This window comes from Sorangium sp. So ce693 (assembly GCF_051521375.1).
GTDB classification, from domain to species: domain Bacteria; phylum Myxococcota_A; class Polyangia; order Polyangiales; family Polyangiaceae; genus Sorangium; species Sorangium atrum.
The window spans coordinates 2,208,399-2,233,764 of record NZ_CP150347.1; the positions used below are offsets into that span (position 1 = coordinate 2,208,399).

Genomic DNA, 25,366 nt, shown 5'->3' on the forward strand with positions numbered 1-25,366 from the left:
TCCGCGGGATCGCGGCGCGCGCTGGCGCGGTCAGACCTGGATGCCCGCGAGCGGCGACGTGACCCGCCCCGCGTCGATGCCGATCTCCTTGATCGGCAAACCCATGATCTGGGCGACCGTCAGGAGCGCCTTGCTCAGGTTGTCGCCGGGGAAGTTGTGGTGCTCGTCGCCGCGCAGCCTCCCTCCGGCTTTCCCCGCGAAGAGCACCGGCCATTCCGTCCTCGTGTGCACCTTGCCCCACGCGGTGTCGGACGTGACGTACACGAGCGCGCTGTCGAGCAGGTTCGAGCTGCCGTGCGGCGTGTTCTTGAGCTTCGTCAAGAACTCGTTCAGGCAGCGCATCGTGTAGATCACGCCCTTGTCGACGCGAGGTTGACTCGATTGATCCCCGGCGTCTCCGTGGCAGATGGTGTCGTGAAAGTCGTCGTTCATGTCCTGCGCGAGGTGCCGGTAGTAGACGTGCGCGGCGGGCAGCGAGAACATGAACGAGAGCACGCGGGTCCTCTCGCACGCGAGCGCGAGCGCCGAGAGCTCGACCATGGCGGCGTTCACGTCGGGGGGCGCCTCGCTCCGCGCATCCTTTCCGGCGGTGGGGGCCGTCGGGCTCTTGCACGCTGACGTCGAACCGCCTCCGGACGACATGGTCTCGAGGCGCTGCTCGATGGCGCGGATCGACTCGAGGTGCTCCTCGATACGATGCTTGTCGGCCGCCCCGAGCCGTTCCTTCAGGCTCGCGCCGTCCTGCAGGATGGAGTCGAGCACGCTCTTCCGGACGTTCGCGATCTTCGTGGCCTGAGCCGCGCCGTCGTCGCTGGGCTCGGGCAAGCCGCTCATGAACAATCGATTGAACACGGCCTTCGGATCGAACTCCGGGTTGTTGCGCGCGTTCGGCCCCTTGTGCGAGACCGTGTGAAGCGAGTCCTGAGGGCCGTTCGGCGTCGCCGGCGTCACCCCCACCTCGAGCGAGCGGTACGGCGCCCCCGCCGAGATGGCGTCCGCGACGACCTGGTCGATGGACGCGGCCCGCACGGCGTTCCCGCTGAGCGGCGCGCCGGTCGTGACCCCCGCCGACCCCGAGGGGTGCTCGACGCCGGATACCACGAGCTTGTTTTCGAGGCCGCTGATCACCGTGAGGTACGACTTGAGGTCCGCGAGGGGCTGGAGTTGGGGGCTGAGGTCCCAGGCCTGACCGGAGCCCGTGCGCGTCGGCTTCCAGCGACCGGGAAGCGTGCCGTTCCCGAAGAACCACGTGACGTAGAGCGGCGAGACCGGGGTCTTCGTCTGCGCGAGCGCCGTGCCGCTCTCGTTCAGCATGATCTCGAGCAGGGGGAGCGGGATCGTGACGGCGGCGCCCGTCGCCAGAATCCCCCGGAGAACAGTTCGTCGGTTCAAGGCTTTGTTCGTCATTGGGGTACCTGCGATCAGGGTTGCGGGGCGACGGACGAGAAAGCGTCGTTGGTCACGACGTCGAGGACCAGCTCGCGCAGCTTGTACCCCGACCCTTCGAACGAGGCGGTCAGCGCGTTCAGCACGCTCGCGTCCACCTTCCTCTCCTCGTGACCGGCTGCATACGTGTAGTACTTGCGGACGAGGCATTCCGCGACGGAGGCGTCCGCGCTGAGGGTCACGCCGAGCGCGCGCGCGTCGGCGACCGGCTGCCCGTCGAACTCGCCGCTCGGGTCGATCGGCAGGCCGTGGTCGGTCGTGCGGAAGCGGCCGATCGCGTCGAAGGTCTCGAGCGGCAGGCCCAGCGGGTCCATGTACGAGTGGCAGCCGGCGCAAGTGGGCTCGGTCCGGTGGATCTCGAGCCGCTGACGCTTCGTGAGGGGCTTGTCTGCAGGCGGCTCCGGGAGCTCGAGAGCGACGTCGCCGGGCGGCGGCGGGATGGGCGTGCACATGAGGGCGTCGCGCATGAACTTGCCGCGCAAGGTGGGAGAGCCCTCCTTCTGGTTCGCGAACTGCGAGAGGAAGCCCGCTTTGCTGAGGATCCCGATGCGCGGGCCGTCCGCGGGCAACGAGCGGACCTCGAAGGCGCCCGAGCCGAGGCCGGCGGTGTCGAGACCGTAGAGCTGGGCGAGGTCGCTGTTGACGACGACCTTCGTGGTCGAGAACAGGTCGAGCGCGCTCGCTTGATCGTCGAACGCGAGCACCTCCCAGGTGCCTCGCATGTCGCGGACCATCGCCGCTTGCAGCGCGGGGTTGTACTCCGGAAAGAGCCCCGAGTCCTTTGCCTGGGTGCCGATCCGATCGAGCCGCATGTACTCCTCGGCGAAGGCGCCGACCGCCTCGCGCCCGGCAGGCGTCTCGAGCAGCCGCGTCGCCGCCGCGCGGATCCCCTCCACCGTTCCGAGCGCCCCGCTCGCGGCCTCGTCGAGCAGCTCCTGGTCCGGCAGGCTGTTCCACAAAAGGAACGCGAGCCGGGACGCCATCTCGTAGCCCGTCAAGCGAAGCGACCCGTCGGCGCTCGGCGCCCCGAGCTCCGGGCGATACAGGAAGTTCGGAGAGGTGAAGAGGGCCACGGTCGCCCAGCGAGCCCCCTCGACGGGGCTCTCGAGCTCGGTCGCGGCCTTCGCGGCGACGGCCGCGAGCCGGTCGAGCTCGGCGGCCTCGAGCGGGCGGCGCCACGCTCGAAGCCCGAGCGTCTGGAGGAAGCCACGCACGCAAGCGTCGTTCTCCGCGCCGCTGGGCGCGCAGCCGATGAACTGGTCCCGCTTCGCGCGATCCGCGAACACCGCGTCGACGGCGCTCTCGATGGCCGCGTGGTACTGCTCGACGCCTCGCTCCGAGGTCACGACGGTCGATGCGCCGATGACCGCAAAATTCCCGTTCCAGCTGTCGGCGTCGAGGTCATTGATATTGACTTCCACGCCGAAGACGTCGCGCACGGCGTTGCGAAATTGCGTTCTCGTCAAACGGCGCAACATCCCGGCCGCGGGCTGGAACGGCGGGGGATCCGCGTCCGTCGGTGATCCGCCGCCGCCGACACCCGAGTCCGTCGGTGATCCGTCGCCTCCGGCAGAGGATGCCCCACCGCCCTTCGTCGTGTCACCCAGCGCGCCCGTGCACGCGGCCGCGAATGCGAGCGCGCAAATGGCGGCGCCTTCTCTTGAGAAACGGAGCTCATGCCAGGACGGCTTCTTCATCTTGCTCTCCGATGATGCGACGGGGTGACCCGACGGACCGTACCGAGGATTTCTCGACCCCCGTCGAAGCGACGAGGTCTGTGGTGTCCTCCGGTGGCTCACCCTCGGTAAGAACACCAAGCACCATCGCTCGACCATCGCTTTCGCGGCGGGCGGGCGAACGGAGCTCTGGAATCGACAAGAACTCGATTGGATGACGAAGGGCGCGGCGCGCAGGGCGACCCGCTCATGCGCGAAGTAAAAGGATACCCCTTGAACCAAATGTGAACGATCACATGGCCGAGGTCAATGCCAATCGACCGGCCCGTGCCGCTCCGCGAGGCCGAGGGAGGGCAGGGCCGGCGAGCTCCTCCGGATCACTGCGTCAAGAAGGCGGGCGCCGGTCGCCGCGATCGCGCGAGGTGCGCCTGCTGCGCGGCGTCGGTGTCGTCGCTCGGAAGTGACGTTATTTGTGAACGTTCACAATGTGGCGGAAGCGGTGCCATCCTTCCGACGGGGCGGGGGAGTTCACCACCACGCGTCGACGGGCGCGGGCGCGCTGGGCCCCCTTCAGTCCGGATCGAGCGCGTACACGGCCGTGGTCGTCTTTCGCCCCGTGAGGTTGCGCTCGCCCAGCGCGCGCAGCGGGAAGGCGTCGCCGGCGAGGTCCCTCGTCGCCGCGGAGACGAGCACCTGGTTCGGCGCCGCGATCGCCTCGAGCCGCGAGGCCACGTTCACCACGTCGCCTATCACGGTGTACTCCATCCGCTTGTCGGATCCGATGTTGCCGACGATGGCCTCGCCGGAGTTCACGCCCACGCCGAGGCGGACCTCGACGTCGTACCGCTCGCGCCACTCCTCGTTCGCCGTCTCGAGGAAGCGCATCATGTCCTCCGCGGCCGCGAGCGCGCGGCGCGCATGATCCTCCTGCGCGATCGGGGCGCCCCAGACGGCCATGACGCAGTCGCCGATGAACTTGTCGACCGTGCCCCCGTGCCGGAACACGATCTCGGTGAGCATCGAGAAGAGCTCGTTGAGGAGGGCGACCATTCGCTCGGCGTCGCGCGACTCGGCGAGCGGCGTGAAGCCGACGACGTCGGCGAAGAGCACCGACACGGCCGCCCGCTTGCCGCCGAGGGCGAGCGGGTGCTCGCCCCGCACGATCGCGTCGACGACGGCCCTGTCCATGAACCGGCCGAGATCGCCGCGGAGCTTCGCCTCCCGGGCGATGTCGGCCTCGCCCTGCTCCAGGTCCTGGGCCATGCGGCCGAGGGAGGTCGTGAGCTCGCCGATCTCGTCGCGCCGCCCCCGCAGCGCCTCGCCGAGCGCGATCTCGCGCCAGCGCCGGGCGCCGATGAGCCGCGCCTGCGCGACGAGGTGCAGGATCGGGCGCGTCACGTGGCGGGCGGTGACGAGCGCGAGGGCGAGCGCGAGGACGAGCGCGCCCGCGGCGACGGCGAGGCCGCGGCGCCGCATCTCGTCGAGCGCGGCGAAGGCTTCGGGCTCCGGACGCCAGATCGCGACCGCCCAGCCGAGGTCGGGCACCGTCTCGATGGCGCCGATCATCTGCCGGCCGCCCTCGTCGTGCGGGGCGAGCACGGTGATCCTGTCGTTCAACCCCGCGCCGGGGGGGAGGTTGCGCCAGATCGGCAAGGATGAGGCGTCGCTGCCCGGCGCGACACCGGGCACCCCGAACGCCGCGATCACCTGGCGGTCGTGGCCCGCGATGAGCAGGCGCACGGCGCGGCCCCCGAAGCGGCGCCCGGCGATCACCTCCAGGTCGCGTCCGAGCATGTCGAGCGCCACCTCGGCGACCACGTAGCCGGCCGGGCCGCCCGGGGGAGGCGGCGCCGCGGCGCCTGCGCCTGCGCCCGGCGCGGCGCCGGCACCCGCGTCGCCGGCGGGCCGCACGCGGGCCACGAGGAGGCCGCGGGCCGGCCCGATCACGCCGAAGCCGACGCCGCGCTCGTCGGCGAGCCGGCGCAGCGCAGCCGGCGCCGCGGGCACGTCCGCGTCGGACGACGCCTTGCGGATCATGGTGCTGATCCCCGCGTCGGGCACCTCGAGCCGCACCGCGTCGATGAGCGCGCGCGTCGCGACGAGGGCGCGCACCGAGGCGACAGCGTCCTCGTCCCGGATGGCGCCGCTCGCGGCGTGGCCGAAGATGGCCGCCGCGGCGACGGCATCGCTCTCGACATCCCGGACGAGCTGGATCGAGGCCGAGGCCACCTCGGAGAGGATCGACGCCTGCAAGCTCTCCTCGGAGGTCCGCACGGCGCGCTGGTTCACGTCCGTGAGGAGCGTCACGGCGACGGCCACGGGGACGAGCGCGATCGCCGTGAAGAGCGCGATCGCCTTCGTCTTGAGCGAGAACGCCCTCACGCGGAGGCCTCCGCGGGCGATGCGTCACTCAAGAGGGCCGTCCCTCCAGCCTGCCGCGCCCTCGTCGGTGCGCTTGCGGATCTGGAACTCCACCCTGCGGTTTTTGGCCCGGCCGTCGCGGGTGCGGTTGTCGGCGAGGGGGCGGCGCGCGCCGAAGCCGCGCGCTTCGAGGCGGCGGGCGTCGATGCCGTGCGCGGTCAGCCACGCGACGACGGCGAGCGCGCGGCGCTGCGAGAGGCTCAGGTTCGCCTGCGCGGAGCCCTGGTTGTCCGTGTGGCCGTCGACCGCGACCCGGGCGATCTCGGGGTGCTCCTCGAGGACGGCCGCGACCTCGGAGAGCAGCTCGAAGCTCTCCGGCTCGATCTCGGCCCTGCCCGTCCGGAACTGGACCTGCTGCAGGATCACGATCTGCGAGCCCTCGATGCGCACCGCGAACGGGCAGCCGTGCGTCGCGGGATCCTCGCTCGGCTTGCCGCGCTCGTAGGGGCAGGCGTCCGCGGCGTTGGGGATGCCGTCGCCGTCCGTATCCGCAGGGCACCCGTGCTTCGACGCCGGTTGGGACCCCGCGTTCGCGGGGGCCGCGGACGTGGGTCCGGACCCCGCGCCGCCCGGTCCCGCTTCGACGGCCGCGCTGCTGACCCCCGGCACGTCCGGGCAGCGATCGTCGACATCGTAGATCCCGTCGTCGTCCCGGTCCGGCGGGCAGCCGCGGCGGAACGCCGATCGGGCGCCCGCCGCCGCGGCCGGCGGGCGCGCCTCGCCGATGACCCGGGGGCAGGCGTCCTCCGCGTCGGGGACCGAGTCCCCGTCGAAGTCGGCGGCCGGAGGCGCAGCCCGCGCCGCGCCGCGAGCGCCCTTCGCCGCGGCGGGCGCGCCGGCGAAGGCCACGGGGGCGGCGGCAGGGGGCGCCGACGGAACGACGTCCGCCGCGATGCCGAGCGCCGCGAAGAAGCGCGCCTTCGGTATGCCGGGCAGCCGCCCGAAGCCGGGGCCCGCGCCCGCGTCGAGCGTGAGGGGGCCGAGCGACCAGCGCGCGGTGAGCAGGAGCTCGGCCCCCGCGCGCCCCGGGACCGCGAGCGCCGAACCCTCGCCGGCGGCGGCCCAGACGGAGAGCTCCGACCCGAGCTGCAGCGGGCCTTTGCGGACGCCCGCGCCCGCGGCGAAGAGGACCTCGCTGCCCGTCAGGCTGTCCGACGAGGCCTTCTGGAACCGGCCCCCCGCCGAGGCCGACCAGCGGAAGCCCGGGTGCTCGGCCCCCACGATCACCCGCGGCGCATAACGCACGGCGCCCGCGCCGGCGAACGCCGCCTCGTCTCCCGTCGGCAGCCAGACGGAGAGCCCGAGCGCCGCCGCCGGCCGGAGCCCCTCCTGGGGCAGCAGCGTCACCCTTCCTCCCGCCTGGAGATCGGCGAGGGTGGCGCCGCCGGCGGGCGCCGTGACGCGGATGCCCCCGAGCGCGCCGGACGCGCCGCCCTGCTCGAGCACGAACGGCGCGTCGAGATCGAGCTTGATCCGCCGCAGGAGCTCGACGCTCGCGAGCGCGTGGAGGATCGCCTGCCGGCCCACCCACGTTACCGAGCCGGCAGGCGCGGTCCCGCGCAGGCTGAGCGGTTGATGAGAATAGGAGAACAGAAGTCCGACCGCGGGCCGGAGCTCCCCCGATACGCCGGCAGAAGGGACAGTGGATAGCCCGTCGCCCGCGGGCGCGGGAGCGAGCCTGTCGAGCGCTGTGGCCTCCTGCGCTGCGGCCGGCATGGAAGCCGTGGCCGCGGCGACGAGCAGCGGGGAGGCCAGGAGGGGCGCGATGACGCGCGCCGACCAATACGCCATCGGTCTGCTCGTATCCTATTGCCTGGTCCCTTGCAACGCCGATCTCGATCCGGTAGCGTGCCACCGGCGTGGCACCGTCAAATGGCCAGTCTGTCGCTATCGCGGTGCTCCTCGGCTGCGCCGGCCACGCTGCGATCCACGTTGGATACGTCGGCGTGGCGAGCGCCAGAGAGCCGACGCCCGGATATCCGGAGGCGGTCATTCAATGGGGCGTGCAGGCGGGAGAGACGTGCGACGACATCGCGGCGGTCCTCTACGGCTCGTCCAAGCATGCAGCGCTGATCCAGCGGTACAACCGCGTCGCGTGCGGCCCGGGCACGACGCTCGCCGAGGGGCTCACGCTGGTCCTCCCGGCCGAGGTGACGTCGATCCCCGACGCGAAGCTCCGGTCGATGCACCCGGACGTGCGCGCGCGCCCGGCCGGCGGCGCCTGGTCGCCCGCGGCTCAGGGGATGCCGCTGCTCACGAACTCGAGCGTCAACACGCTGGATGAGGGGAGGGCAGATATCGAGTTTGTGGACCGGACTCGGGTGCTCCTCGCGCCGAATACGCTCGTCGTCATCTACGGCACGGCGAGCCGAGCGCGGGTATCGAAGACGCCGCCCGCGGCCGTCGAGCTCGCGGACGGCGAGGTGAAGGCCGCGCTCGCCGCGCTGCGGGGACAGTCGGTCGAGGTCGCCGCGAGCGGGGGCGGCCGCGTGAGCGCGTCGTCGCGGGACACGGTGGTGCAGCGGCGCGGGGAGCGGACGACCGTCGCGGTGTTCGACGGCAAGGCGGGCGTCACGTCGGGCGGCCTCTCCGTCGTGGTCCCGAAGGACCACGGCACCCGGTTCGTTGGCAAGGCGCCGCCCGCGCGCCCGCGCCCGCTGCCGGCGCCTGTCGAGTGGACGACCGCGGACGCCGCGCAGATCGCGCTCGCCCCGGAGGGGCTCGGCGTCCTGTCGGCGTCGTGGAAGCCGGCGCCGGCCGCGGCCGGCTATCGCGTCGAGATCGCGCGCGACGCGGAGTTCAACGATCTCCTCGCCCGCGAGGAGGTGAAGCCGGACGTCCTGTCGTTCCGCGCGGAGAAGATGCCGGCCGGCGCCTATTTCCTCCGGGTCCGGGTCGTCGATCGCGAGGAGTACCTCGGCGTGGGCGCGGTGCGCAGGTTCCACCTCGTCGCCGCGCGGGCCGCCGGGGGCGTCGTGCCGGCGGCGCAGGAGATCACCGCGAACCCGTACGGGATCATCGAGCTCACGCCGTCTCCCGCGCTCGAGCTCTCGCTCGACGACGGCCCGTTCGGCCCCGTCCCCGAGCGCATCGATCTGCTCCAGCGCGCCCCGCGCGCGCTCCGGCTGCGCGAGCGGGGCAGCGCCGCGGCGGAGCGTGGGAATGACGCGGCCACGTCGCTCCCGGTCCGGTACACGAAGGTGGGCGCGGTGGTCTCGGCCTCGCGCGCGGGGTCGACGTCGACGACATCGACGACGACGCCGGGCGGGCCGGCGCTCGAGGCCCGGGTCGAGCTCGAGGGGCTCGCCGGGGTCGACGTAGGACGGCGGGTGGCGCCGCGGCTCGTCGCCCACCTGCCGGGGGGGGTGCGCTCCGTCGCGCTCGCCGGCGGCGATCGCGGCGGCGCCCTGACGGCGCGGATCCCGCTGCCCCGGGAGGCGCTGCGCCCCGGCGAGCCGCTGCGCGTCCGGCTCGACGTCGCCGACGGCCGCGGCGGCGTGATCGCGACGAGCGACGCCGAGCTGCCCGCCGCGCCGGAGGCGCCGCGAGCCGCGCCTCCGCCTGCGCCCCCGGCCGCGCCGGTGCTGGGCGCGTACCTCCCGCTCCTCCCGATGTCCGGGGTGGCCGACGGGCTCTGGCTCGCGCCGACGCCGCCCTCGGTCGCCGCGGTCGGCGCGGCCGCGGCGCGCTCCGGGGGCGGCTGGGTCGCCGCGGGGCAGGTGCGCGCGAGCGGCGCGATCGGCCCGCTGGGCCTCGACGTCGCGCTCCGCTCGAACCCGGCCGGTGAGGGCGACGGCGCGGGCGTGGGCAGCACCGGCTGGTTCGGCGCGCGCCTGCGCGTCCTGCGCCTCGGGCGCTCGGAGCTCGAGCTCGGCCCCACGCTCCGCCTCGGCGTGCCCATGGCCGACGGGAGCCCGCCTGTCCGCATCGAGCCCGGGATCGCGCTCGGCGGCGCCGCGGGCCGGTTCACGTGGGTGGCCGATGCCGGGGCCCGCATCCGCGCCTCGGGCGACGGCGCGGCGGTGGGCGCGGGCGACGGCGCGGCGGCGGGCGACGGCGCGGCGGGCGGCGAGCCGGCCACGCCGGACGTGCAGGGCTTCCTGCTGGCGGGGGCGACGGCGGATCCGGCGCCGTGGCTCCGGCTGCACGGCGCGCTGGATCTGCACCTCGTCCACCGGGAGGTCAGGGCGGACGACGTGCTCGGCGGGCTGTCGGCGGGCGTGGAGGCGGGCGGCGCGCTCTTCGGGGCGCTGTCGGTGCGGGTGAGCCCGTGGCGCGACGAGGGTGAGGGCCTGGTGACGGGGCAGATCGCGGTGGGCTTCCGCGAGGCGCCGCCGTGAGCGCGGGCGACGGCGAGCGCCCGCCGCCGGCCGGGGACCCGGACCGCACCGTGCTGAAGGGCCAGCGGGCGCCGGACGGGCGGGCGCCCGCGCCTCGACCGGGCGCCGACCCCTTTGCAGCCGCGGAGACGCTCGCCTCGGATGATCCTGGGGCGGACGCGCGGCAGCGGACGCGCGCCGGGCGGGTCCTTGGCGGGAAGTACAACCTCGTGCGGCTCCTCGGCGCCGGCGGGATGGGGGAGGTCTACGAGGCGGAGCACGTGCTCCTCGGCGTTCCGGTCGCGGTGAAGACGATGCACCCGCACGTCGCGATCCTCCCCGAGAGCCGGCGGAGGTTCTTCCGCGAGGCGCGCGCCGCGTCGCGGCTCGTGCACCGGAACGTGGTCAAGGTGCTCGACCTCGGGGGCGACGAGGACGGCGGCGACGGCTCGATCTACCTCGTGATGGAGCTGCTCAAGGGGCAGTCGCTCGGCGCGCTGCTCCGGGCGTCGCGCGAGCTGCTGCCGCTCGCGGAGGTCGCGGCCCTGTTCGCGGACATCCTCGACGGCGTGGGCGCCGCGCACGCGAGCGGCATCGTCCACCGCGACCTCAAGCCGGAGAACGTGCTGCTCGCCGAGCAGGACGGGGAGCGCGTCGCCAAGGTCGTCGACTTCGGCCTTGCGCACCTCGACGACCCGCTCGACGCCGGGCCGACGCTCACCTCGAAGGACATGGTCGCGGGCACGCCGGAGTACATGAGCCCGGAGCAGTGCCGCTCGCTCGCGGTGGGCCCGAGCACCGATCTGTACGCGTGCGGCTGCATCCTGACGGCGCTGTTGCAGGGAGCGGCGCCGTTCGTCGGCCTCCCGGCGGTGGAGCTCATGGCGATGCACATGTTCTCGATCCCGCCGCCGCTGCGGCGGCCGCCCGGGGCTCCGCCGGTCCCGCCGCTGCTGGAGCGGCTCCGGCTGGATCTGCTGGCGAAGCTGCCGGAGAAGCGCCCGGAGAGCGCCGCGGCGGCGCGGTCGCGGCTCGACGAGGCGATGTCGCGGGAGGCCGAGGCGCGGCGGCTGCCCGCGCGCAAGGCGGGCGCGCCGCTCGGCGACCGGGCGGAGCGGGCGCAGGCCTGGCCGGAGGGCGAGACGGCGGAGCTCGCGCCCGTGCCGGAGCGCGCTGTGGCGCTGCTCCGGCTCGCGCCGGCGGGGCAGGGGCTCAGCGAGGCGTGCGAGATCGGGCTCGACGCGCAGGGGATCCACCTCGCCGAGGTGCCGGACGCCGCAGCGCTGATCGAGGCGGGGCTGGGCGTGGCGGTGATCGACGCCGGCGCCGACGTGGAGGGCGCGTGCGCGCTGCTCGAGGCGCTCGGCCGCGCGGCGCCGGGCGTGCGCGCCGTCGTGTGCGCTGCCGGGCTCTCCTCGGACCGGATGAACGCGCTCGTCGCGGCGGGCGCCGCGGACGTGGCGCGTTATCCGGTCGCGCCGGACGCGCTGTCTCGAAAGATCGCGCGGGTGGTGCGCCGGGGGCGCTGATCCGCGGGTCGGAAAATCCCCGTATCGCTGTACCCTGCTGAGCGTTGACCGCGCGGCGGTTCGACGCGAGCCGCGAGGGAGGTCGCCATCACTCCCAGCCGGACACGCCGTTCGTGTCGCGCAGGATGGCGTGGACGGCGTGCACCTGACCGCCGGACATCTTGATCATATGCATGTCCAGATGCCCGTCCGTCATGAAGTCGAAGATGGTGAGACCGATGGCGATGCCGCGCACCTCGTCGGCCAGGATGACGCGCGGGATGAAGGTGCCGCCGGACCCAGGATCGCCGGCGCTGCAGGATGCTCCGGTGCGGCAAGAGAAGTTGCCGCCCCCGTTCTCCAAGCGCTTGCAGGCTCCCGTGACGTCGCAGACGCCGGAGGGGAACGCGCGGAAGTACTTGTCGATCCAGCTCGTCAGCTCTTCCCGGGTGGCCCGCTCGGCCTCCGGGACCTCGTCGTGCCAACCGATCTCGTCCGAGATGGCGATGATCGCGGCGGGATTCGAGGCGACCGCGAACGATGCCGTGTAGTCGCCCGGGCGGACGACGATCGTCTCGATCTCCGTCAGCTCCGAGCCTTCCACCTTGATGCGGAGGGCGACGGGAAGATCCCTCCCGCCTTCCGGGATCACCGCCTGAGCGCCGGCGCTGCACGCCTCGGTATCCAGGGCACGCTGCGAATGCTTCACCTCGCCAGCGTCCCTCCAGAAGTCCGTCGTGCCGATCTCGGCCTGCATGCCGTTCTCGGTGAACTTCACGCCTTCTGCCAGGGGTAGGCTGGAAGGATCCCCGGCAGCGAGGGCGGCGAAGTAGTTGTCCAGGAGGCCATCCAAGAGCTCGCGCGTGCAGTCGCCACCCGGAGCGCCGCCCGACCCCGACGTTCCGCCGGTGGCCGCTCCGGATCCACCGCCGCTGGAGGTGCTGCCGCTCGGCCCCGCTCCGCCGGTCGACGTCGCGCCGCCGCTGGCGCCGCCGGATGAGGCGCTGCTGGCCTCTTGCGGCGTGCCGCCGGCGCCTCCCGCGGAGCTCTGGCTGCCCGAGCCCACCGTGCCGCCTGAGGCTCCACCACCTCCGGTGCCGCCCGTGGCATCACCGTTTTCACCAGGGCCGCAAGCGCCCAGCGTCAGGGCCAGGGCGACCCCGAGAGAGAGGAACGAGCTAGGGTTCATACGCTACCTCTCTGCTGGATCAAAGCTCGCCGCTGAGCGTCGGCGGTGTCCAGTCGATGTGGTCCAGGTGGTTGGGTTTGTTGGGCAGGTCCGTGGCGAAATTGCCCGTCGCCGTACCGTCGTTGCCCTTCAGGAACCTGTCGACCATGGCGTTGAGGGATGCAGTGTACTGCGAGCGCCAGCTGCAGTGGCTCCCACCTGCGCCCGTGTAGGCGATGTGGTCTCCGACGCCGAGCGCCTCGAAGATCATCTTGCCGACGTTGGCGGTGACCCACGCCGAGTTCCGATCGAGCCCGTTGTACATGGTGCTCGGATTGTCCACGATGTAGAGGCCGCGTGGAGCGATGAGGCCCATCATCTCGTGCATGTCGACGGGCAGCTTGTTCGTGTTGTCGGCCCCAGCGTTGTTGCCCGTGGTGAACTGACCGAGCGCCACCTCCGAAAGCCAGCGGACGTAGCTGATGCCATGATAGGGCCATTCGGAGCCGCTGTAGCTATCGAGCACCTCGACGAGGCGCAGGCCTATCGTGCCCCCGAGACCCGACTCCACCGGGATGGTCAAGGCGATGCGGTTGTCGAGCACGCCGGCGACGAAGGCACCCTTGCCCCAGCGTGAGCAACCCGTCACACCCACCCGGCGTGGATCGATGACGCCGGGGTTCTGCTCCAGGACGTCGAGGACGCGACTGATCTGCCAGGCCTGCGCCGTGAGGTAACCCGCGGGATGGTCCGAACCGTACACGCTGTAGAACGGCCCGTTCTTCGCGCCGCTGGTGCCTTGCGACTCGACCGCGGTGAAGGTGATCGTCGCGACGCCGCTCGGAACTGGCATGCCGCTCAGGCCGCCGTAGCCGATGATCGCCGGGGCGGGCGCAGTCGCCCCGTTCATGTTCACGGTGAGGTTGAACGAGGCGCTGCCGCTGCCATCCTTGACCTCGACCGTGATCCTGCTGTTGCTCACGGTACCGGACACGGATCCCTTTGCCGGGACGGGCTTGTCGCCGTAGATGAACTTGTAGGCTTGCTGGAGGATCTCTTCGCGCCGGCAGGCCCACTCGCTCTTGCTGGCGATGCGGTTGCCGTCCATCTTCTTGAAGGGGTCCGGCAGCTTCGAGTTCGCCGTGAGCGAAGCGACGCTCGGCATCGGTCCGACGGTGCACCCGGCTCCAGGGTTTTCCACCTCGCCCCACTCGGCGCTCACGGCGTTGCCGCCGTCGCCGCTGCCCCCGGCACCACCGGTTCCCGGCGCTCCGCCCGTTCCGGCCGGGCCCCCGCCACCGGTGCTGGCTTCGCCCGTCGTCACGTCGCCGCCCGTCCCGGTCGGGGTACCGCCCGAAGAAGAGGACGGTCCACCAGTGCCCGTCGGCGTCCCTCCGGTGCCGGTGTCGGTGCCGCCCCCCGTGCCGACTGCAGAGCTTCCTCCTGAACCGACAGGATCCGATTCGCCTCCGGTGGCGCAGGCGGCAAGCATCCAAGGCAGCGCTGCGAACAAGGCCAAAGAGATCGTGGGACGTGCAGTGCGTAGACGCATGTTGAGCGCTCCTCGTGAGGGGGTCGTGAAGCAGGCTCACGCCGGGGTCGGGCGATGGGATGGCGGACGAGGGCCCGACCCGCGAGTGCCGCCGAAGTTATTCCCCACTTTGCCGGTCGTCTTCAAGCTGATTTTGTGCTACTTTTCGTAACAAGCGTGCGCTGCACGTGCCGCTCAGGTGGACTGTTCTCGGCTCTTGCGAAATGTCGATTCTTGTGGGATGCGCCGGGCGTGCAGCTGGTGCGCTGCTTCGACGGCCTGCCACCGAACGAGCTCTCTGCGTCCTTTTCGATGGCCTCGATCCCTCGGGCCTCTGCTGGTCATCGTCCCCTTCGCCCACGCCCGGGGCCAGGAGCAAGCCGAAGCCGATTCCCTATTGGACCCTTGATGGCACGATGAAAGAATACTTTGCCTTCTACGCGAAGGTAGTCAGATGCACGAGCGAGTTCTCGCAGACGTTCGGCGAGTCGCCGATGAAAGATGTATTCGTCTGCCCACACCGTGGTGAGTGGCCCGCCGGCATAGGGCGCAGCGATCTCTTCATCGAGGGCCGGCTGCGGCTCAAGGTGAACGCGGCCAAGAGCCGATTCTACCACGATGTGCTAAGCGCTCGGAGATGGCTTCGGGAATAAGGTTATTGCGCTGCACACCGCTCGCCTTGGTCATCGCCTGCGCGGGCGAATCCTCGCGCGCGCCCGTCGACGCGGGCTCCGACGCGCCGCCCGCGGGCACCGCCACCGCGCCTCCACCGCTCCCGCGTGAGGCCGCCCTCGACGCACGCTTCGTGAAGATCACGCTGCACCGCGAGTTCACCTGCGAGGGGGCGAGCTTTGCGGACTTCAATCACGACGGGGTGACGGATGTCATCGCGGGCCCGGATTGGTACGAGGGTCCGGGGTATGGCACGAGCCATCCCGTGTGGCCGAGGGAAGCCTTCGATCCGCACGGCTACTCGGATTGCTTTTTCGAGTTCCCCTACGACTTCGACCACGACGGGTTCACCGACGTCCTCGTCGTCGGCTTTCCGGGTGCGCCCGCGGCTTGGTACCAGAACCCGCGCGGCGGCGACGCGCTCTGGGCTCGTCACGACACGCTGCCGTGGCCGATCGACAACGAATCGCCGCTGTTCGCCGACATCACCGGCGATGGCGCGCCCGAGCTCGTGCACATGTCGGGGGGCGTGCTCGGAACGTCGTCGCCCGGCGTGGACCCGACCGAGCCATGGGTCTTCCGGGCGCTCACCGAGAATCGGGGGTACGGCGCGTTCACGCACGGCCTCGGTGCAGGCGACGTCAACGGGGACGGCGCAAGCGACTTGGTCGAGGCGAGCGGCTACTTCACGCGGAGCCCAGAGTCGCCCGACGGCTTGCCGTTCACGCGCGTCGAGCAGCCGTTCGGTGCCGGGGGAGCGCAGATGCCGGTGGTCGACGTGGACGGCGACGGGGACGCGGACATAGCGGCCACGCTCGCCGCTCACGGCTACGGGCTCTCCTGGTTCGAGCAGGTTCCGAACGCGGCCGGCGCTGCGTTCGTGGAGCACGTCGTCGTTCCGGGGACCACACCCGATGCCGCGTCGAGCGTGCTCATGCACGAGCCGCACGCGCTCGCTCACGCCGACATCGACGGTGACCGGCTCCAGGACCTCGTGAGCGGCGAGCGCTTCTGGGGTCATCTGCCTGACGGCATGCCGGACTTCGACGCGCCGGCCCGGCTTTACTGGTTCGAGCAGGCGCGAGCGGCGGAACGCGTCGACTTCCAGCCCGTTCTCGTCGATGACGATTCGGGGGTAGGCACCCAGCTCACGGTCGCGGACGGCAACGGAGACGGCCGGCCGGACATCGTCATCTCGAACAAGAAGGGCGCTTTCGTCTTCCTACAACGCTAGGGCAGGCTCCTCGCGAGAAGCTCGCCTTTGCAGCGCGGCATTCACAGCGCCCATCGAAGCCCGGCCCCGCCGAGGCCGAGCGGTTCGCGCGAGGCGGCCGACGGGAGCCGCGCCGGGGTATAGTCGCCGCCTATGCTCGATCGCCAACAGGTGTTGCGCCAGACGCGGGCCCGGCTGCACCCGGAGCGCATCGCCCGCCGGGAGGACGCGCTCGCACGCGCGCGCACGCTGATCGAGGGCTCCCTCGGGCAGCTCGACGAGACCGGCCTCCGGCGGCTGCCCGGCGGAAGATCGACCGTGACGTCTCCGCCTACCACCTCGATGAGCACGGCTCGTTCGGCTACGAGGTCCCGACCGCCCGCCGCACATGATGCCTCACCCGCGCCATAGGGGAGATGACACCACATGAATACGCCGCTGTCGCCACCTGGAGCGGAGCAGACCGACGGATCATCCGTCCAGATCGGCGCTCTCGTTCCGCTAACTCGGCCCGGCTGGATCGAGGCGGGCCGGCACTTGCTCGCTGGACTCGAGCTGGCCGTTCGCGAAGTCAATGACGCCGGCGGGATCGTCGGAAGACCCCTCGAGCTGGTGGTCCGAGACACCGCGGCTGATCCACAGAGGGCCGCGGCGGCCGTCGATGAGCTGGCTCGCCTGGGCGTGGCTGCCTTGGCGGGGGAGTATCACAGCGTCGTCGCTCGCGCCGCTGCCGCCAGGGCCGACGCCCTCGGCCTGCCGTTCCTCTGCTCGTCAGCGGTGCTCGACGCGCTCACCGAACAGCCAACGGAATGGGTCGCGCGCCTCGCCCCGGCGCAGTCCCACGGCTGGCGGATCTACGCGAAATTCCTCCTCGGCGCGGGCCACAGGCGCATCGCCGTAGCAGCTGATTCGAGCGTCTACTGGGCGTCTGGCGCCCGCATCCTGCGGGACTACCTCGCTCCACGCGGCGGCACCGTCATCGAGCTCGACATGCGCGCGCTCGCCCCCGCGGCCATGTGCGACGAGCTCGTCGACAGTCGCGCGACAGCCCTCCTTCTTCTGGTCGGCTACCCGGAGCCGGCGGTGTCGATCGTCAAGTCTGTCCGCCGCGACCGGCGCCTCGCCGAGATCATGATGGGTGCTCCGGCCGGGCAACCGGAGTTCGCCGAATGGGCGACGTTGCTGGGCGGCGACGGCGCCGCGATCCCGTTCTTGCGCTACCGGCCCGAGCGCCTCAGCCCGCTCGGTGCCCGAGTCGAGACGGCCCTGCGCGAGCGGCTGGCCGAAGCGCCCTCCTTCGTCGCCTTCGAGGGCTACGACACGGTCGCCGTCCTCGCCGATGTGCTGCGTTCTCAAGGCGCGGACCGGGCACGCGCCGCCGAATCCTGGGCGCGCGTCGCGGTCGAAGGCACCCGCGGGCAGATCCAGCTCTCCCGCACGCCAGGGATCAGCGTTTGGCAGTGGGCTTGGCCGCCGGTCCAAGTCGTTGATCGAGATCCGGCGGAGCCCGATCGCTTTCGGATCCTTCACGCCGGCTGAGAGGGCACGGAGCTCCGACGGCCGGAGGCGCCGCTCGAAGCCGACATGGCCCCGCAACCCAGCGGGGTGGCGCGATCGGACTGGTCGTGACGGCTCGATCTCGGTAGGTTTTTCGCGGTGAACGGTGACGTCGTCCGCCTCTCGTCAGCGGTGCGCGCTCGGCTCGCGCGCCTCGGCGCGAACGTGCCTCATGCGACCGCCGCCGCGCGGGCGCCGTCCAGCGGCGAGCTGAGCACCGCGCAGTTTTTCACCTTCTGGGAAGCGCTCGGCGCGTCGTCGCCGCACGACGTCGGGCTTCGTCTGGCGATGGAGACGCAGGTGCACGAGTACGACGTCTCGTCGCTCGCGGCGCTGCACTCTCCCGACCTCGGCACCGCCTTGACCAAGCTCGCCCGCTACAAGCGGCTTTGCGGGCCGAAGGACATGGCCATCGACACGACGGGGAAAGAGGTGGCGATCCACACGACCTACCAGCACGCGCCAGGCCCCATGCCCCCGCGCCTGGTCGACGCATCGCTCGCCTCGCTCCTCGTGCTCTTGCAGCGAGGCAGCGGCCTCGCCCTCGCGCCGAAGCGCGTCGAGCTCTCTCGCGCGCGCAGCGACGAGCCGATGCTGCTGCGTTTCTTCGGCTGTCCGCTGCGGTTCCGCGCGAAGCGCGACGCGCTCGTCCTCGAGGCGCGCCTCCTGACGACGCCGTTCATCACGCACAACGCCGACCTGTTGCAGGTGCTCGTCCCCAGCCTCGACCAGAGGCTCGCGCCCCTCGAGCATGGTTCGTTCGTCGAGCAGGTCCGCGCGGTGGTCGCTCGCCGCATGGCAGGCGAGCGGCCGAGCATCGCGAAGGTGGCGCGCGAGCTGTCGCTCAGCACGCGCACGTTACAGCGGCGCCTGGGCGAGCTGGGGGTCAGCTATCAGCGCGTGCTCGACGAGGTCCGGCACCACGCCGCGCTGCGCCTCCTGCGCACCGACGACGTCGACATCAACGAGATCGCCTTCCTGCTCGGCTTCGACGAGGTCAACTCCTTCACGCGGGCGTTCCGAGCCTGGGAGGGGACGACCCCGAACCGCTGGCGCGATTCGATTCATTTGTGGCGCGATCGGATTTGATCGCTGGCGCCTCGCGCACGATGTTTCGTGCATGACGGAGAACAACTCGCAAGTATGGTTCATCACCGGAAGCTCGCGGGGGCTCGGCCGCGCCCTCGCCCTGGCCGTGCTCGCCGCCGGGCACCGCGTCGTCGCCTCGGCGCGCAAGCCCGCCGATCTCGATGACCTCGTGAAACAGCACGGCGACCGCGTGAAGACGGTGGCGCTCGACGTCACGCAGCCCGAGCAGGCCGTGCGCGCGGTCAAGGAAGCGGTCGACGCCTTCGGTCGCATCGACGTGCTCGTCAACAATGCGGGTTACGCGAACGTCGACTCGGCTGAAGATATCCCGCTCGACGATTTCCGCGCGCAGATCGACGCCAATTTCTACGGCGTCGTACATGTCACGCGCGCGGTGCTGCCCGTGATGCGCGCGCAGCGCAGCGGGCGTATCCTGCAGATCAGCTCCATCGGCGGACGGCGCGGCGGCACGCCGGGGCTGAGCGCGTACCAGGCGGCGAAGTTCGCCGTCGCGGGCTTCAGCGAGGTCGTCCTCAACGAGGTCGCGCCGCTCGGCATCCAGGTCACCATCGTCGAGCCGGGCGGCTTTGGCACCGACTGGGCTGGCAGCTCGATGACGATCTACCCGTCGCAGCTCGACTACGAAGCCACCGTGGGCGCGACCAACAAGCGGCTCCGGGGCAACCCCGGCGCGGCGCGCGGCGTGCCCGAGAAGGCCGCGAAGGCGCTGCTCGAGCTCGCGTCGATGGACAGGCAGCCGCGGCGCCTGCTGCTGGGGAGCGACGCGTACGTGCTCGCCAAGCTGACGCTGCAGGAGCTCGGCGCCAGCGATGATGCCCACCGGGCCCTCAGCGCGAGCACCGACGCCGACGGCATACCCGACTTTGCCGACACCGACGTGGGGCGAGCGATGCTGAAGCTGCACCACGACTGACGAGGGCGCAAAGCGAGGACACCATGGAACTTCATCTGAAAGACAAGCGCGCGCTCGTCACCGGGTCGAGCTCGGGCATCGGCGCGGAGACGGCGCGGCTCCTGGCGCGCGAGGGCGTCGAGGTCGTCGTGCACGGCCGCAACGCCGAGCGCGCACGGGTCGTACAGCCTGCGGGGCGAGGCTATCCGGAGGCGCGCCGGGCGCCGCCGGGCGATCTCGAGCGCGGGCGCAGGCCGCTCTTCGCCGCCCGCTTCGGCTTCGGCGCGTCCGCCCGCGGGAGGAGATTCTCCCCTCCCCACGCCATCACCGCGTCGATGAAGGCGCGGAGCTGCGGCGGCATGAACTCCCGCTCCGCGTAGACCACCGCGATGTGCGAGTCCGCCTGGATCGCGCCTGGCAGCACGTGCCGGAGGGCGCCGCTCTCGAGGTGAGGGCGCACGACCTGCTGCGGCAAGAGCGCGATGCCGAGGCCCTGGAGCGCGGCGTCGCAGAGCAGGAGGAGGTCGTTCGTGAAGAGCGCGCCCTCGACCTGGAACTTACCGCCGGAGGACGGCCAGTGCGTCTGCGGCAGCTCCCCGCGGGCGAAGCCCATCATGCAGCGGTGGCTCCGCAGATCGCGGCGCGTGCGCGGCGTGCCGCGGGCCTCGAGGTACGCGGGCGAGGCGACCGCGAGGAGCGGCATGCGCGCCAGCGTCCGGGCGACGAGGCCGGGCTCGAGCGCGCTGCTCGCGCGGAGCGCGACGTCGTAGCCGCCGCGCTGGAGGTCGACGTACTGGGTCGCGCTGTGGACGTGGAGGCGGACCTCGGGGTAGCGCCGCCCAAAATCGCAGATCATCGCGTTGAAGCTCGTGTCCATCATCGGCGGCACCGAGACGCGCAGCTCGCCGCGCACGGCGCCGTCGGCCTTGCGCACGCTCGCCTCGGCGTGGTGGACGGCGTCGAGCACGATGCGGGCGTGGCGGTAGAGCGCCTCGCCCGCGTCGGTGAGGGCGAGGCTGCGCGTCGTCCGGCGGAGCAAGCGCACGCCGAGCCGCTCCTCCAGCCGCGCGAGGCGGCGGCTGATGGTGGCGCGAGGGACGCCGAGCTCGGCGGCGGCGCGGGACAGGGATCGGGCCTCCACGGTCTTCGAGAAGGCGAGGAGCTCGGAGGTCTCGAGGGGGTCGTCCATCTGGATCAAATCCTGGCAGATGCTTCCAACTGTTGATGCATTGTTGCAGGCGTGTCCAGGCCTCAGAATGCCCGCTCATGAACGACAAGGCACGCACCATCGGCTACTGGATCGCGACGGGCCTCCTCGGCTTCGCCTTCGCCGCAGGCGGGCTCGCCGATCTCTCTGGTTCCCCCCAGGTCCTCGAGGGCATGGCGCACCTCGGCTACCCGGCCTACTTCGCCACCCTCCTCGGCGTATGGAAGGTGCTCGGCGCCGTCGCCCTTGTCGCCCCGCGCTTCCCGCGCCTCAAGGAGTGGGCGTACGCCGGCATCTTCTTCGATCTCACGGGCGCCGCTGCCTCCCACGCCGCGATGGGCGACGGCGCCGGCAAGGTGATCACGCCCCTCTTCCTCGTCGCCATCGCCGCCGCCTCCTGGGCGCTGCGCCCCGGGAGCCGCAGGCTCGCGAGCGCCCCGAAGCCCGAGACCGAGGCCCGCGTCGGCGAGCACGCGCTCGCGACCTGAGGCGGGATCTCACAGAACGACTCGCCCCACCTCACCCACGTACCACCGAGCAAGCATCATGAGCGACCAACTCCTCCAGCAAGTCCTCCTCGAAGCCCGCACCCACAACGGCTGGCTCGCCGAGCCCATCGACGACGCGACCCTGCACCGCCTCTACGAGGCCCTGCGCCTCGGCCCGACCGCGGCCAACAGCGTGCCGGCGCGGATCGTCTTCGTGAAGAGCCCCGAGGCCAAGGAGCGCCTGCGCCCCTGCCTCGCGGAGGGCAACGTCGAGAAGACCATGAGCGCGCCCGTCACCGCGATCATCGCCCACGACACGCGCTTTCACGAGAAGATGCCGAAGCTCTTCCCGGCGCGCCCGACGATGGGCGAGGCCCTCGCCGCGATGCCGCAGGAGCAGCGCGACTTCTTTCTCCTCCAGAACGCCTCGCTCCAGGCCGGCTACCTGATCCTCGCGGCCCGCGCGCTCGGGCTCGACTGCGGGCCGATGGGCGGCTTCGACCGGGAGAAAGTCGACGCCGCGTTCCTCGCCGACGTGCCCTGGAAATCGATCCTCCTCATCAACCTGGGCCACGGCGATCCGGCGAAGCTCTACCCGCGCAACCCGCGCCTCGATTTCGAAGAGGCCTGCCGTATCGCGTAGTCGACCGGCCCCCGCCGGGGGTCTGCGCGATGCTGCTGCCGCGCGGCGTCTGTCTCGCCTCCATCTGCGCGATGTACCTTCCGTGGCGACGAGAGCGGAGTGGGCCGACTCTGCTCATCGGTCATCCCCGTCCCCTTGTACGCCGGTGTGATGACCACGCCGGGGCCGATGGCGTTCACGCGAATGTTGCGGCGCTTCAGATTCCCGGGCAGCCGACCTGATGGACGTGTCAGGGCCTCAACTGCACGCGCGCCCAGTCGGCGAACGTCGTGAAGCCGCCGGGCACGAGCGCGTTCGCGGCGGCGATGTGCGCCTCGTGCTGCGGGCCGAAGTAGGTGTGCTCCGCGAAGTACTCGAACATCTCGCGTATCTCGCGCGCGCCGGGATAGAAGCCGTCGTAGACCTCCGCCGGCACCTGCGCCGCCTCCACGCGGTGCCCGAGCGCATTGAGGGTGCCGGCGAAATCGTCCCACGAACAGGCGCCGCCGCTCACGGCGAGCACGCTCCCATCCGGCAACCTGTCTCCCGCGCCGAACGCGGCGGCGGCGGCCCGCCCCACGTCGGCGGGATCGCCGGCATGGATGACGCGCAGCGCGGGATTCATCGGCACCGCCCAGCCGCGCCGGCCGCTCGGGAGCGGTTGCGGCGCCATTGACGAGAGGAAGTTCTGGAAATAGAAGGGCGCCTGCACGAACGTGTGGCGCGAGAAGCCGGCGCTCCGGACCACGTCGTCGACCCGGGCCTTGCCCGTGAAATGAGCCACGTTGTAGCGCCCGCCGCTCACCCTGGCGACGTCCGGCAACGTGGACCAGATGAGGTGCTCGACTCCGGCCGCCCGCGCCGCCCTCACGGCTTTGGCGCCGATCTCGGTCTCGCGCGCCCCCTGGCTCGGGTCCCAGAAGTTGGTGACCACGAAGGCGCCGTGCGCGCCCGCGAGCGCAGGGACGAGGCTCTCGGGATCGAGCAAGTCCGCCTTGACGAGCTCGACGCCGCGCGCGGCGAGCGCTCGCGCCGCGTCGCTCGCGGGGTTGCGGCTCGCCACCCGCACCGTGAAATCGCCCCGGGCGAGCAGCGCGTTCACCACGCCGCCGCCCTGAGCGCCCGTGCCGCCGATCACGCCGATTACCTTCCTTGCCATGGTCGTCTCCTCGATAGGCATCACGGCAGCTCGTGCTCTCCGCGAGCAACGAGCGCCGCTGTCATGGGAAGACCGTACGGCGCCGCAGACCTTCGTGGAAGTTGATGCTCGACAGGCGTATGCTTCACGACGTGAATGTCTCCGCGTTCGATCTCAACCACGCGCGCGCCCTCCATTTCCTGCTCGAGGAGGCCCACGTCGCTCGCGCCGCGCGGAAGCTGGGGATCACGCCGGCAGCGGCGAGCAACGCGTTACGTCGGCTTCGTGACGACTTCGACGATCCCCTGCTGGTCCGGGCGGGACGAGCGCTCGTGAGGACGCCGCTGGCCGAGGCATTGAGGGGCCCGGCGCGCGAGGTCCTGGCCGCGGCGGAGCGCCTCTTCGACGTGAGCGCTCCGTTCGATCCTGGCACGTACGACGGAGAGTTCACGGTCACCACATCGGACAGGGTGGCCGAGGTCCTCCTGCCGACGCTCGACCGGCTCCTCGCCGAGCGCGCGCCGAGGGCGAGCCTGTCCGTGCGGACGGTCACGGTCGAGGTCGAGGTGTTCTTGCGAGATCACGGCGGGATCGCCGTCATCCCGGACACGTCGCGCGCGCGGGGCTTGTGCGCCGAGGAGCTCTTCGCCGACGACTTCGTCTGTGTGCTCCGGAAGGGGCACCCGCTCGCGAAGGGCCCCTGGACGGCGCGTCGCTTCGCGGGGGCCGAGCACGTCATGGTCGCGCCGCTCGCCGCCTCCCGCCGGGGCGTGGTGGACGATCGGCTCGCCGCGCGGGGCCTCACCCGGCGCGTGACCCGCGTCGTGACCACGTTTGCGCTCGCGGTCCCGCTCCTCGTCGCGTCCGACCGGATCGCGATCCTCCCCCGGAGCTTCGCGCTCGCGCGCGCCAAGGAGCTCGAGCTCGTCGTGCGCGCGGCGCCGCTCGAGCTGCCGGCCATCGAGATGCAGATGGTCTGGTACCCCGGACACGAGCGAGATCCGAGGCACGTCTGGCTTCGAGGGCTCCTGCAGGACGCCGCGCGCGCATCCGGGCTCCGGCCGCTGTAGGTCCGGGGGAGAGCGGCTTCAGGCGAGAGGCGCCGAAATGAGCGAGGGCGCTCGTCAGTGACTTCAGTCTCCCGAGCCTCTTGGCGATCGTGATTTGAAACCGTGCTCCCGACGAGCCAGTCCCTTCCGCTCACGACCTGCACCGTGACATGTCACGCCTGTCCCGTGACATGTCACGCCCGCACCGTGACATGTCACGCCCGCACCGTGACATGTCACACCCGCACCGTGACATGCTCCGTGATCAGCGACGGCAACATTCTCTACGCCTGTTGGGTGGTGCTGTCATTTGCCCAGAGAGGGTTCACATGAAGGCGGTAAGGCGGGAAGATCATTGAGATTTTCTTCCCGCCTTACCGCCTTCATGTTCAAATGACAGCACTACCGCCTGTTGCTTGGCTGGAGCTGTTCCCAGGCGACGGCTGCACTGCCAGCCCCTCACGCGCCGCTGACGCCCCGGCGGCGGAGGCGAGCGCCCCTCGGGCTCAGCTCTCCTCGGCGTCTGGCACGCGGGATGCTGGAGCTCCCCGCGACCACGCCCTCTGGCGCGTGTCGCTCGCCATTCTTCAATGGACACCAGCTGGCAAGCGCATCAGGTGCAGCAACGGGCAACACGCAACGTCGGAAGCGCCTCTCCGAGGTCTCACGAAGAACCTGTGCGCCAGATGCGAAACCGTGCGGCTACGAAGGCGGGGCCCGGTCGTTTTTCGGGGTTCGCACGTGGGAAGGGAATCCGAAGGAGGACATGATGAAATTACAAATGCAGGCGCTGACGCTCGGCGTGGTCAGCACCCTGGCGGTTGGGGTGGACGCGGCACCGGTCAACTTCATCTACACCCGGGGGGACAACAACGTGAACATGAGCGGCAGTCGATGCGTCGCTGGAACATCGAGTGACGAGGTGTATCTTCAACGCAGCGCAGGGGGAATCCTTACCTCGGCCCCTGGAGGGGTCACGGTGTTCTGCCCCATCACGCGGCGGTCAACGGCTTACTACGGAGTAGCCAGCGATGATCCAACCTACGTCGACCCTGTGGCAACCGTGGTGAAGGTGTATGATGCTGCCAACACTGCGTCGGTGAGCTGCCGCCAGTTCGAGAAGGCAACCAACGGATCCATCTCTTATGGAGTCACGCGTTACGCGTGCTCGGCGGACCCGGCTCAGGGCTGCACCACCCCGGGGCCGAACTCGTGGACAGGGAGCGGAAGCATGTATTTCTTCAATGAATTCGGCTCCCAATCCACGATGAACTGGGGCCTGACCTGCAATGCTCCCAATTTGACCACCATCAACTATTACATGAGCGCGGTCATCCCGAACTGACAGG

The 25,366-nt window shown here is 71.2% G+C and carries 18 protein-coding genes and 1 pseudogene; 11 read left to right on the forward strand and 8 right to left on the reverse strand.

Going from position 1 to position 25,366, the window contains the following annotated elements:
- Nucleotides 1-30 precede the first annotated feature (30 nt).
- The 4 genes from WMF14_RS08405 to WMF14_RS08420 form a co-directional block, all read right to left on the reverse strand.
- Nucleotides 31-1,392, reverse strand: a complete 1,362-nt coding sequence (locus tag WMF14_RS08405; RefSeq protein ID WP_437799878.1) for a DUF1552 domain-containing protein — start codon at nt 1,390-1,392, stop codon at nt 31-33.
- A gap of 29 nt (nt 1,393-1,421) precedes the next feature.
- On the reverse strand, nt 1,422-2,912 hold the full coding sequence (locus WMF14_RS08410; protein ID WP_437799880.1) for a DUF1592 domain-containing protein: 1,491 nt from the start codon (nt 2,910-2,912) through the stop codon (nt 1,422-1,424).
- A 780-nt stretch (nt 2,913-3,692) separates the two neighbouring features.
- Nucleotides 3,693-5,504, reverse strand: coding sequence for an adenylate/guanylate cyclase domain-containing protein (locus WMF14_RS08415; protein ID WP_437799882.1), 1,812 nt, complete (start codon nt 5,502-5,504; stop codon nt 3,693-3,695).
- Nucleotides 5,505-5,528: 24 nt separating this feature from the next.
- Entirely contained in the window at nt 5,529-7,334 is a 1,806-nt protein-coding gene (locus WMF14_RS08420) for an OmpA family protein (protein WP_437799883.1), read from the reverse strand.
- Nucleotides 7,335-7,489: 155 nt separating this feature from the next.
- Here WMF14_RS08420 and WMF14_RS08425 point away from each other — a divergent pair, with 155 nt between their 5' ends.
- Both WMF14_RS08425 and WMF14_RS08430 read left to right on the forward strand, forming a co-directional pair.
- Nucleotides 7,490-9,883, forward strand: coding sequence for a FecR domain-containing protein (locus WMF14_RS08425; RefSeq protein WP_437799885.1), 2,394 nt, complete (start codon nt 7,490-7,492; stop codon nt 9,881-9,883).
- A complete protein-coding gene (locus WMF14_RS08430) occupies nt 9,880-11,391 on the forward strand; it encodes a serine/threonine-protein kinase (protein WP_272101192.1) in 1,512 nt (503 codons plus the stop codon). Before WMF14_RS08425 ends, WMF14_RS08430 begins: the two co-directional genes overlap by 4 nt.
- A gap of 88 nt (nt 11,392-11,479) precedes the next feature.
- Here the strand turns inward: WMF14_RS08430 and WMF14_RS08435 are convergent, their stop codons facing one another.
- Together WMF14_RS08435 and WMF14_RS08440 are read right to left on the reverse strand one after the other, a co-directional pair.
- Complete coding sequence (locus WMF14_RS08435) at nt 11,480-12,559, reverse strand: hypothetical protein (RefSeq protein WP_437799887.1); 1,080 nt, start codon at nt 12,557-12,559, stop codon at nt 11,480-11,482.
- Between the two features lie 19 nt (nt 12,560-12,578).
- The gene (locus tag WMF14_RS08440) at nt 12,579-13,862 is read right to left on the reverse strand and encodes a glucuronyl esterase domain-containing protein (RefSeq protein WP_272101194.1); all 1,284 of its coding nucleotides are present in this window, start codon (nt 13,860-13,862) and stop codon (nt 12,579-12,581) included.
- 844 nt (nt 13,863-14,706) lie between these two features.
- Between WMF14_RS08440 and WMF14_RS08445 the strand changes: the two genes are divergently transcribed.
- The 5 genes and pseudogenes from WMF14_RS08445 to WMF14_RS08465 form a co-directional block, all read left to right on the forward strand.
- Entirely contained in the window at nt 14,707-15,975 is a 1,269-nt protein-coding gene (locus WMF14_RS08445; protein ID WP_437799890.1) for an FG-GAP repeat domain-containing protein, read from the forward strand.
- Between the two features lie 405 nt (nt 15,976-16,380).
- Nucleotides 16,381-17,493 (forward strand): ABC transporter substrate-binding protein, encoded by a 1,113-nt coding sequence (locus WMF14_RS08450; RefSeq protein ID WP_437799891.1) that lies wholly within the window; start codon nt 16,381-16,383, stop codon nt 17,491-17,493.
- A gap of 117 nt (nt 17,494-17,610) precedes the next feature.
- Complete coding sequence (locus tag WMF14_RS08455; RefSeq protein ID WP_437799893.1) at nt 17,611-18,600, forward strand: AraC family transcriptional regulator ligand-binding domain-containing protein; 990 nt, start codon at nt 17,611-17,613, stop codon at nt 18,598-18,600.
- A gap of 31 nt (nt 18,601-18,631) precedes the next feature.
- Entirely contained in the window at nt 18,632-19,534 is a 903-nt protein-coding gene (locus WMF14_RS08460) for an SDR family NAD(P)-dependent oxidoreductase (protein WP_437799895.1), read from the forward strand.
- Nucleotides 19,535-19,557: 23 nt separating this feature from the next.
- Nucleotides 19,558-19,686, forward strand: a pseudogene (locus WMF14_RS08465) (SDR family NAD(P)-dependent oxidoreductase); the annotation flags it as partial.
- 29 nt (nt 19,687-19,715) lie between these two features.
- On the opposite strand, the gene WMF14_RS08470 reads toward WMF14_RS08465, so the two are convergent.
- Nucleotides 19,716-20,702 (reverse strand): LysR family transcriptional regulator, encoded by a 987-nt coding sequence (locus WMF14_RS08470; protein ID WP_437799897.1) that lies wholly within the window; start codon nt 20,700-20,702, stop codon nt 19,716-19,718.
- A 77-nt stretch (nt 20,703-20,779) separates the two neighbouring features.
- Between WMF14_RS08470 and WMF14_RS08475 the strand changes: the two genes are divergently transcribed.
- Together WMF14_RS08475 and WMF14_RS08480 are read left to right on the forward strand one after the other, a co-directional pair.
- Complete coding sequence (locus tag WMF14_RS08475; protein WP_437799899.1) at nt 20,780-21,208, forward strand: DoxX family protein; 429 nt, start codon at nt 20,780-20,782, stop codon at nt 21,206-21,208.
- A gap of 58 nt (nt 21,209-21,266) precedes the next feature.
- On the forward strand, nt 21,267-21,851 hold the full coding sequence (locus tag WMF14_RS08480; protein ID WP_437328294.1) for a malonic semialdehyde reductase: 585 nt from the start codon (nt 21,267-21,269) through the stop codon (nt 21,849-21,851).
- A 229-nt stretch (nt 21,852-22,080) separates the two neighbouring features.
- On the opposite strand, the gene WMF14_RS08485 is transcribed toward WMF14_RS08480, so the two are convergent.
- Nucleotides 22,081-22,989, reverse strand: coding sequence for an NmrA family NAD(P)-binding protein (locus tag WMF14_RS08485; RefSeq protein WP_437799901.1), 909 nt, complete (start codon nt 22,987-22,989; stop codon nt 22,081-22,083).
- A gap of 119 nt (nt 22,990-23,108) precedes the next feature.
- Between WMF14_RS08485 and WMF14_RS08490 the strand changes: the two genes are divergently transcribed.
- Nucleotides 23,109-24,038 (forward strand): LysR family transcriptional regulator, encoded by a 930-nt coding sequence (locus WMF14_RS08490; protein ID WP_437799903.1) that lies wholly within the window; start codon nt 23,109-23,111, stop codon nt 24,036-24,038.
- Between the two features lie 745 nt (nt 24,039-24,783).
- On the forward strand, nt 24,784-25,362 hold the full coding sequence (locus WMF14_RS08495; protein ID WP_437799905.1) for a hypothetical protein: 579 nt from the start codon (nt 24,784-24,786) through the stop codon (nt 25,360-25,362).
- Nucleotides 25,363-25,366 lie beyond the last annotated feature (4 nt).

Excerpts from the sequence above, each read along its gene's own strand:
- WMF14_RS08420 (WP_437799883.1), bottom strand. The coding sequence starts at position 7,334 with ATGGCGTATTGGTCGGCGCGCGTCATCGCGCCCCTCCTGGCCTCCCCG.
- WMF14_RS08435 (WP_437799887.1), bottom strand. The coding sequence starts at position 12,559 with ATGAACCCTAGCTCGTTCCTCTCTCTCGGGGTCGCCCTGGCCCTGACG.
- WMF14_RS08445 (WP_437799890.1), top strand. The coding sequence starts at position 14,707 with ATGGCTTCGGGAATAAGGTTATTGCGCTGCACACCGCTCGCCTTGGTC.
- WMF14_RS08450 (WP_437799891.1), top strand. The coding sequence starts at position 16,381 with ATGAATACGCCGCTGTCGCCACCTGGAGCGGAGCAGACCGACGGATCA.
- WMF14_RS08460 (WP_437799895.1), top strand. The coding sequence starts at position 18,632 with ATGACGGAGAACAACTCGCAAGTATGGTTCATCACCGGAAGCTCGCGG.
- WMF14_RS08470 (WP_437799897.1), bottom strand. The coding sequence starts at position 20,702 with ATGGACGACCCCCTCGAGACCTCCGAGCTCCTCGCCTTCTCGAAGACC.
- WMF14_RS08475 (WP_437799899.1), top strand. The coding sequence starts at position 20,780 with ATGAACGACAAGGCACGCACCATCGGCTACTGGATCGCGACGGGCCTC.
- WMF14_RS08480 (WP_437328294.1), top strand. The coding sequence starts at position 21,267 with ATGAGCGACCAACTCCTCCAGCAAGTCCTCCTCGAAGCCCGCACCCAC.
- WMF14_RS08485 (WP_437799901.1), bottom strand. The coding sequence starts at position 22,989 with ATGGCAAGGAAGGTAATCGGCGTGATCGGCGGCACGGGCGCTCAGGGC.
- WMF14_RS08490 (WP_437799903.1), top strand. The coding sequence starts at position 23,109 with ATGCTTCACGACGTGAATGTCTCCGCGTTCGATCTCAACCACGCGCGC.
- WMF14_RS08495 (WP_437799905.1), top strand. The coding sequence starts at position 24,784 with ATGATGAAATTACAAATGCAGGCGCTGACGCTCGGCGTGGTCAGCACC.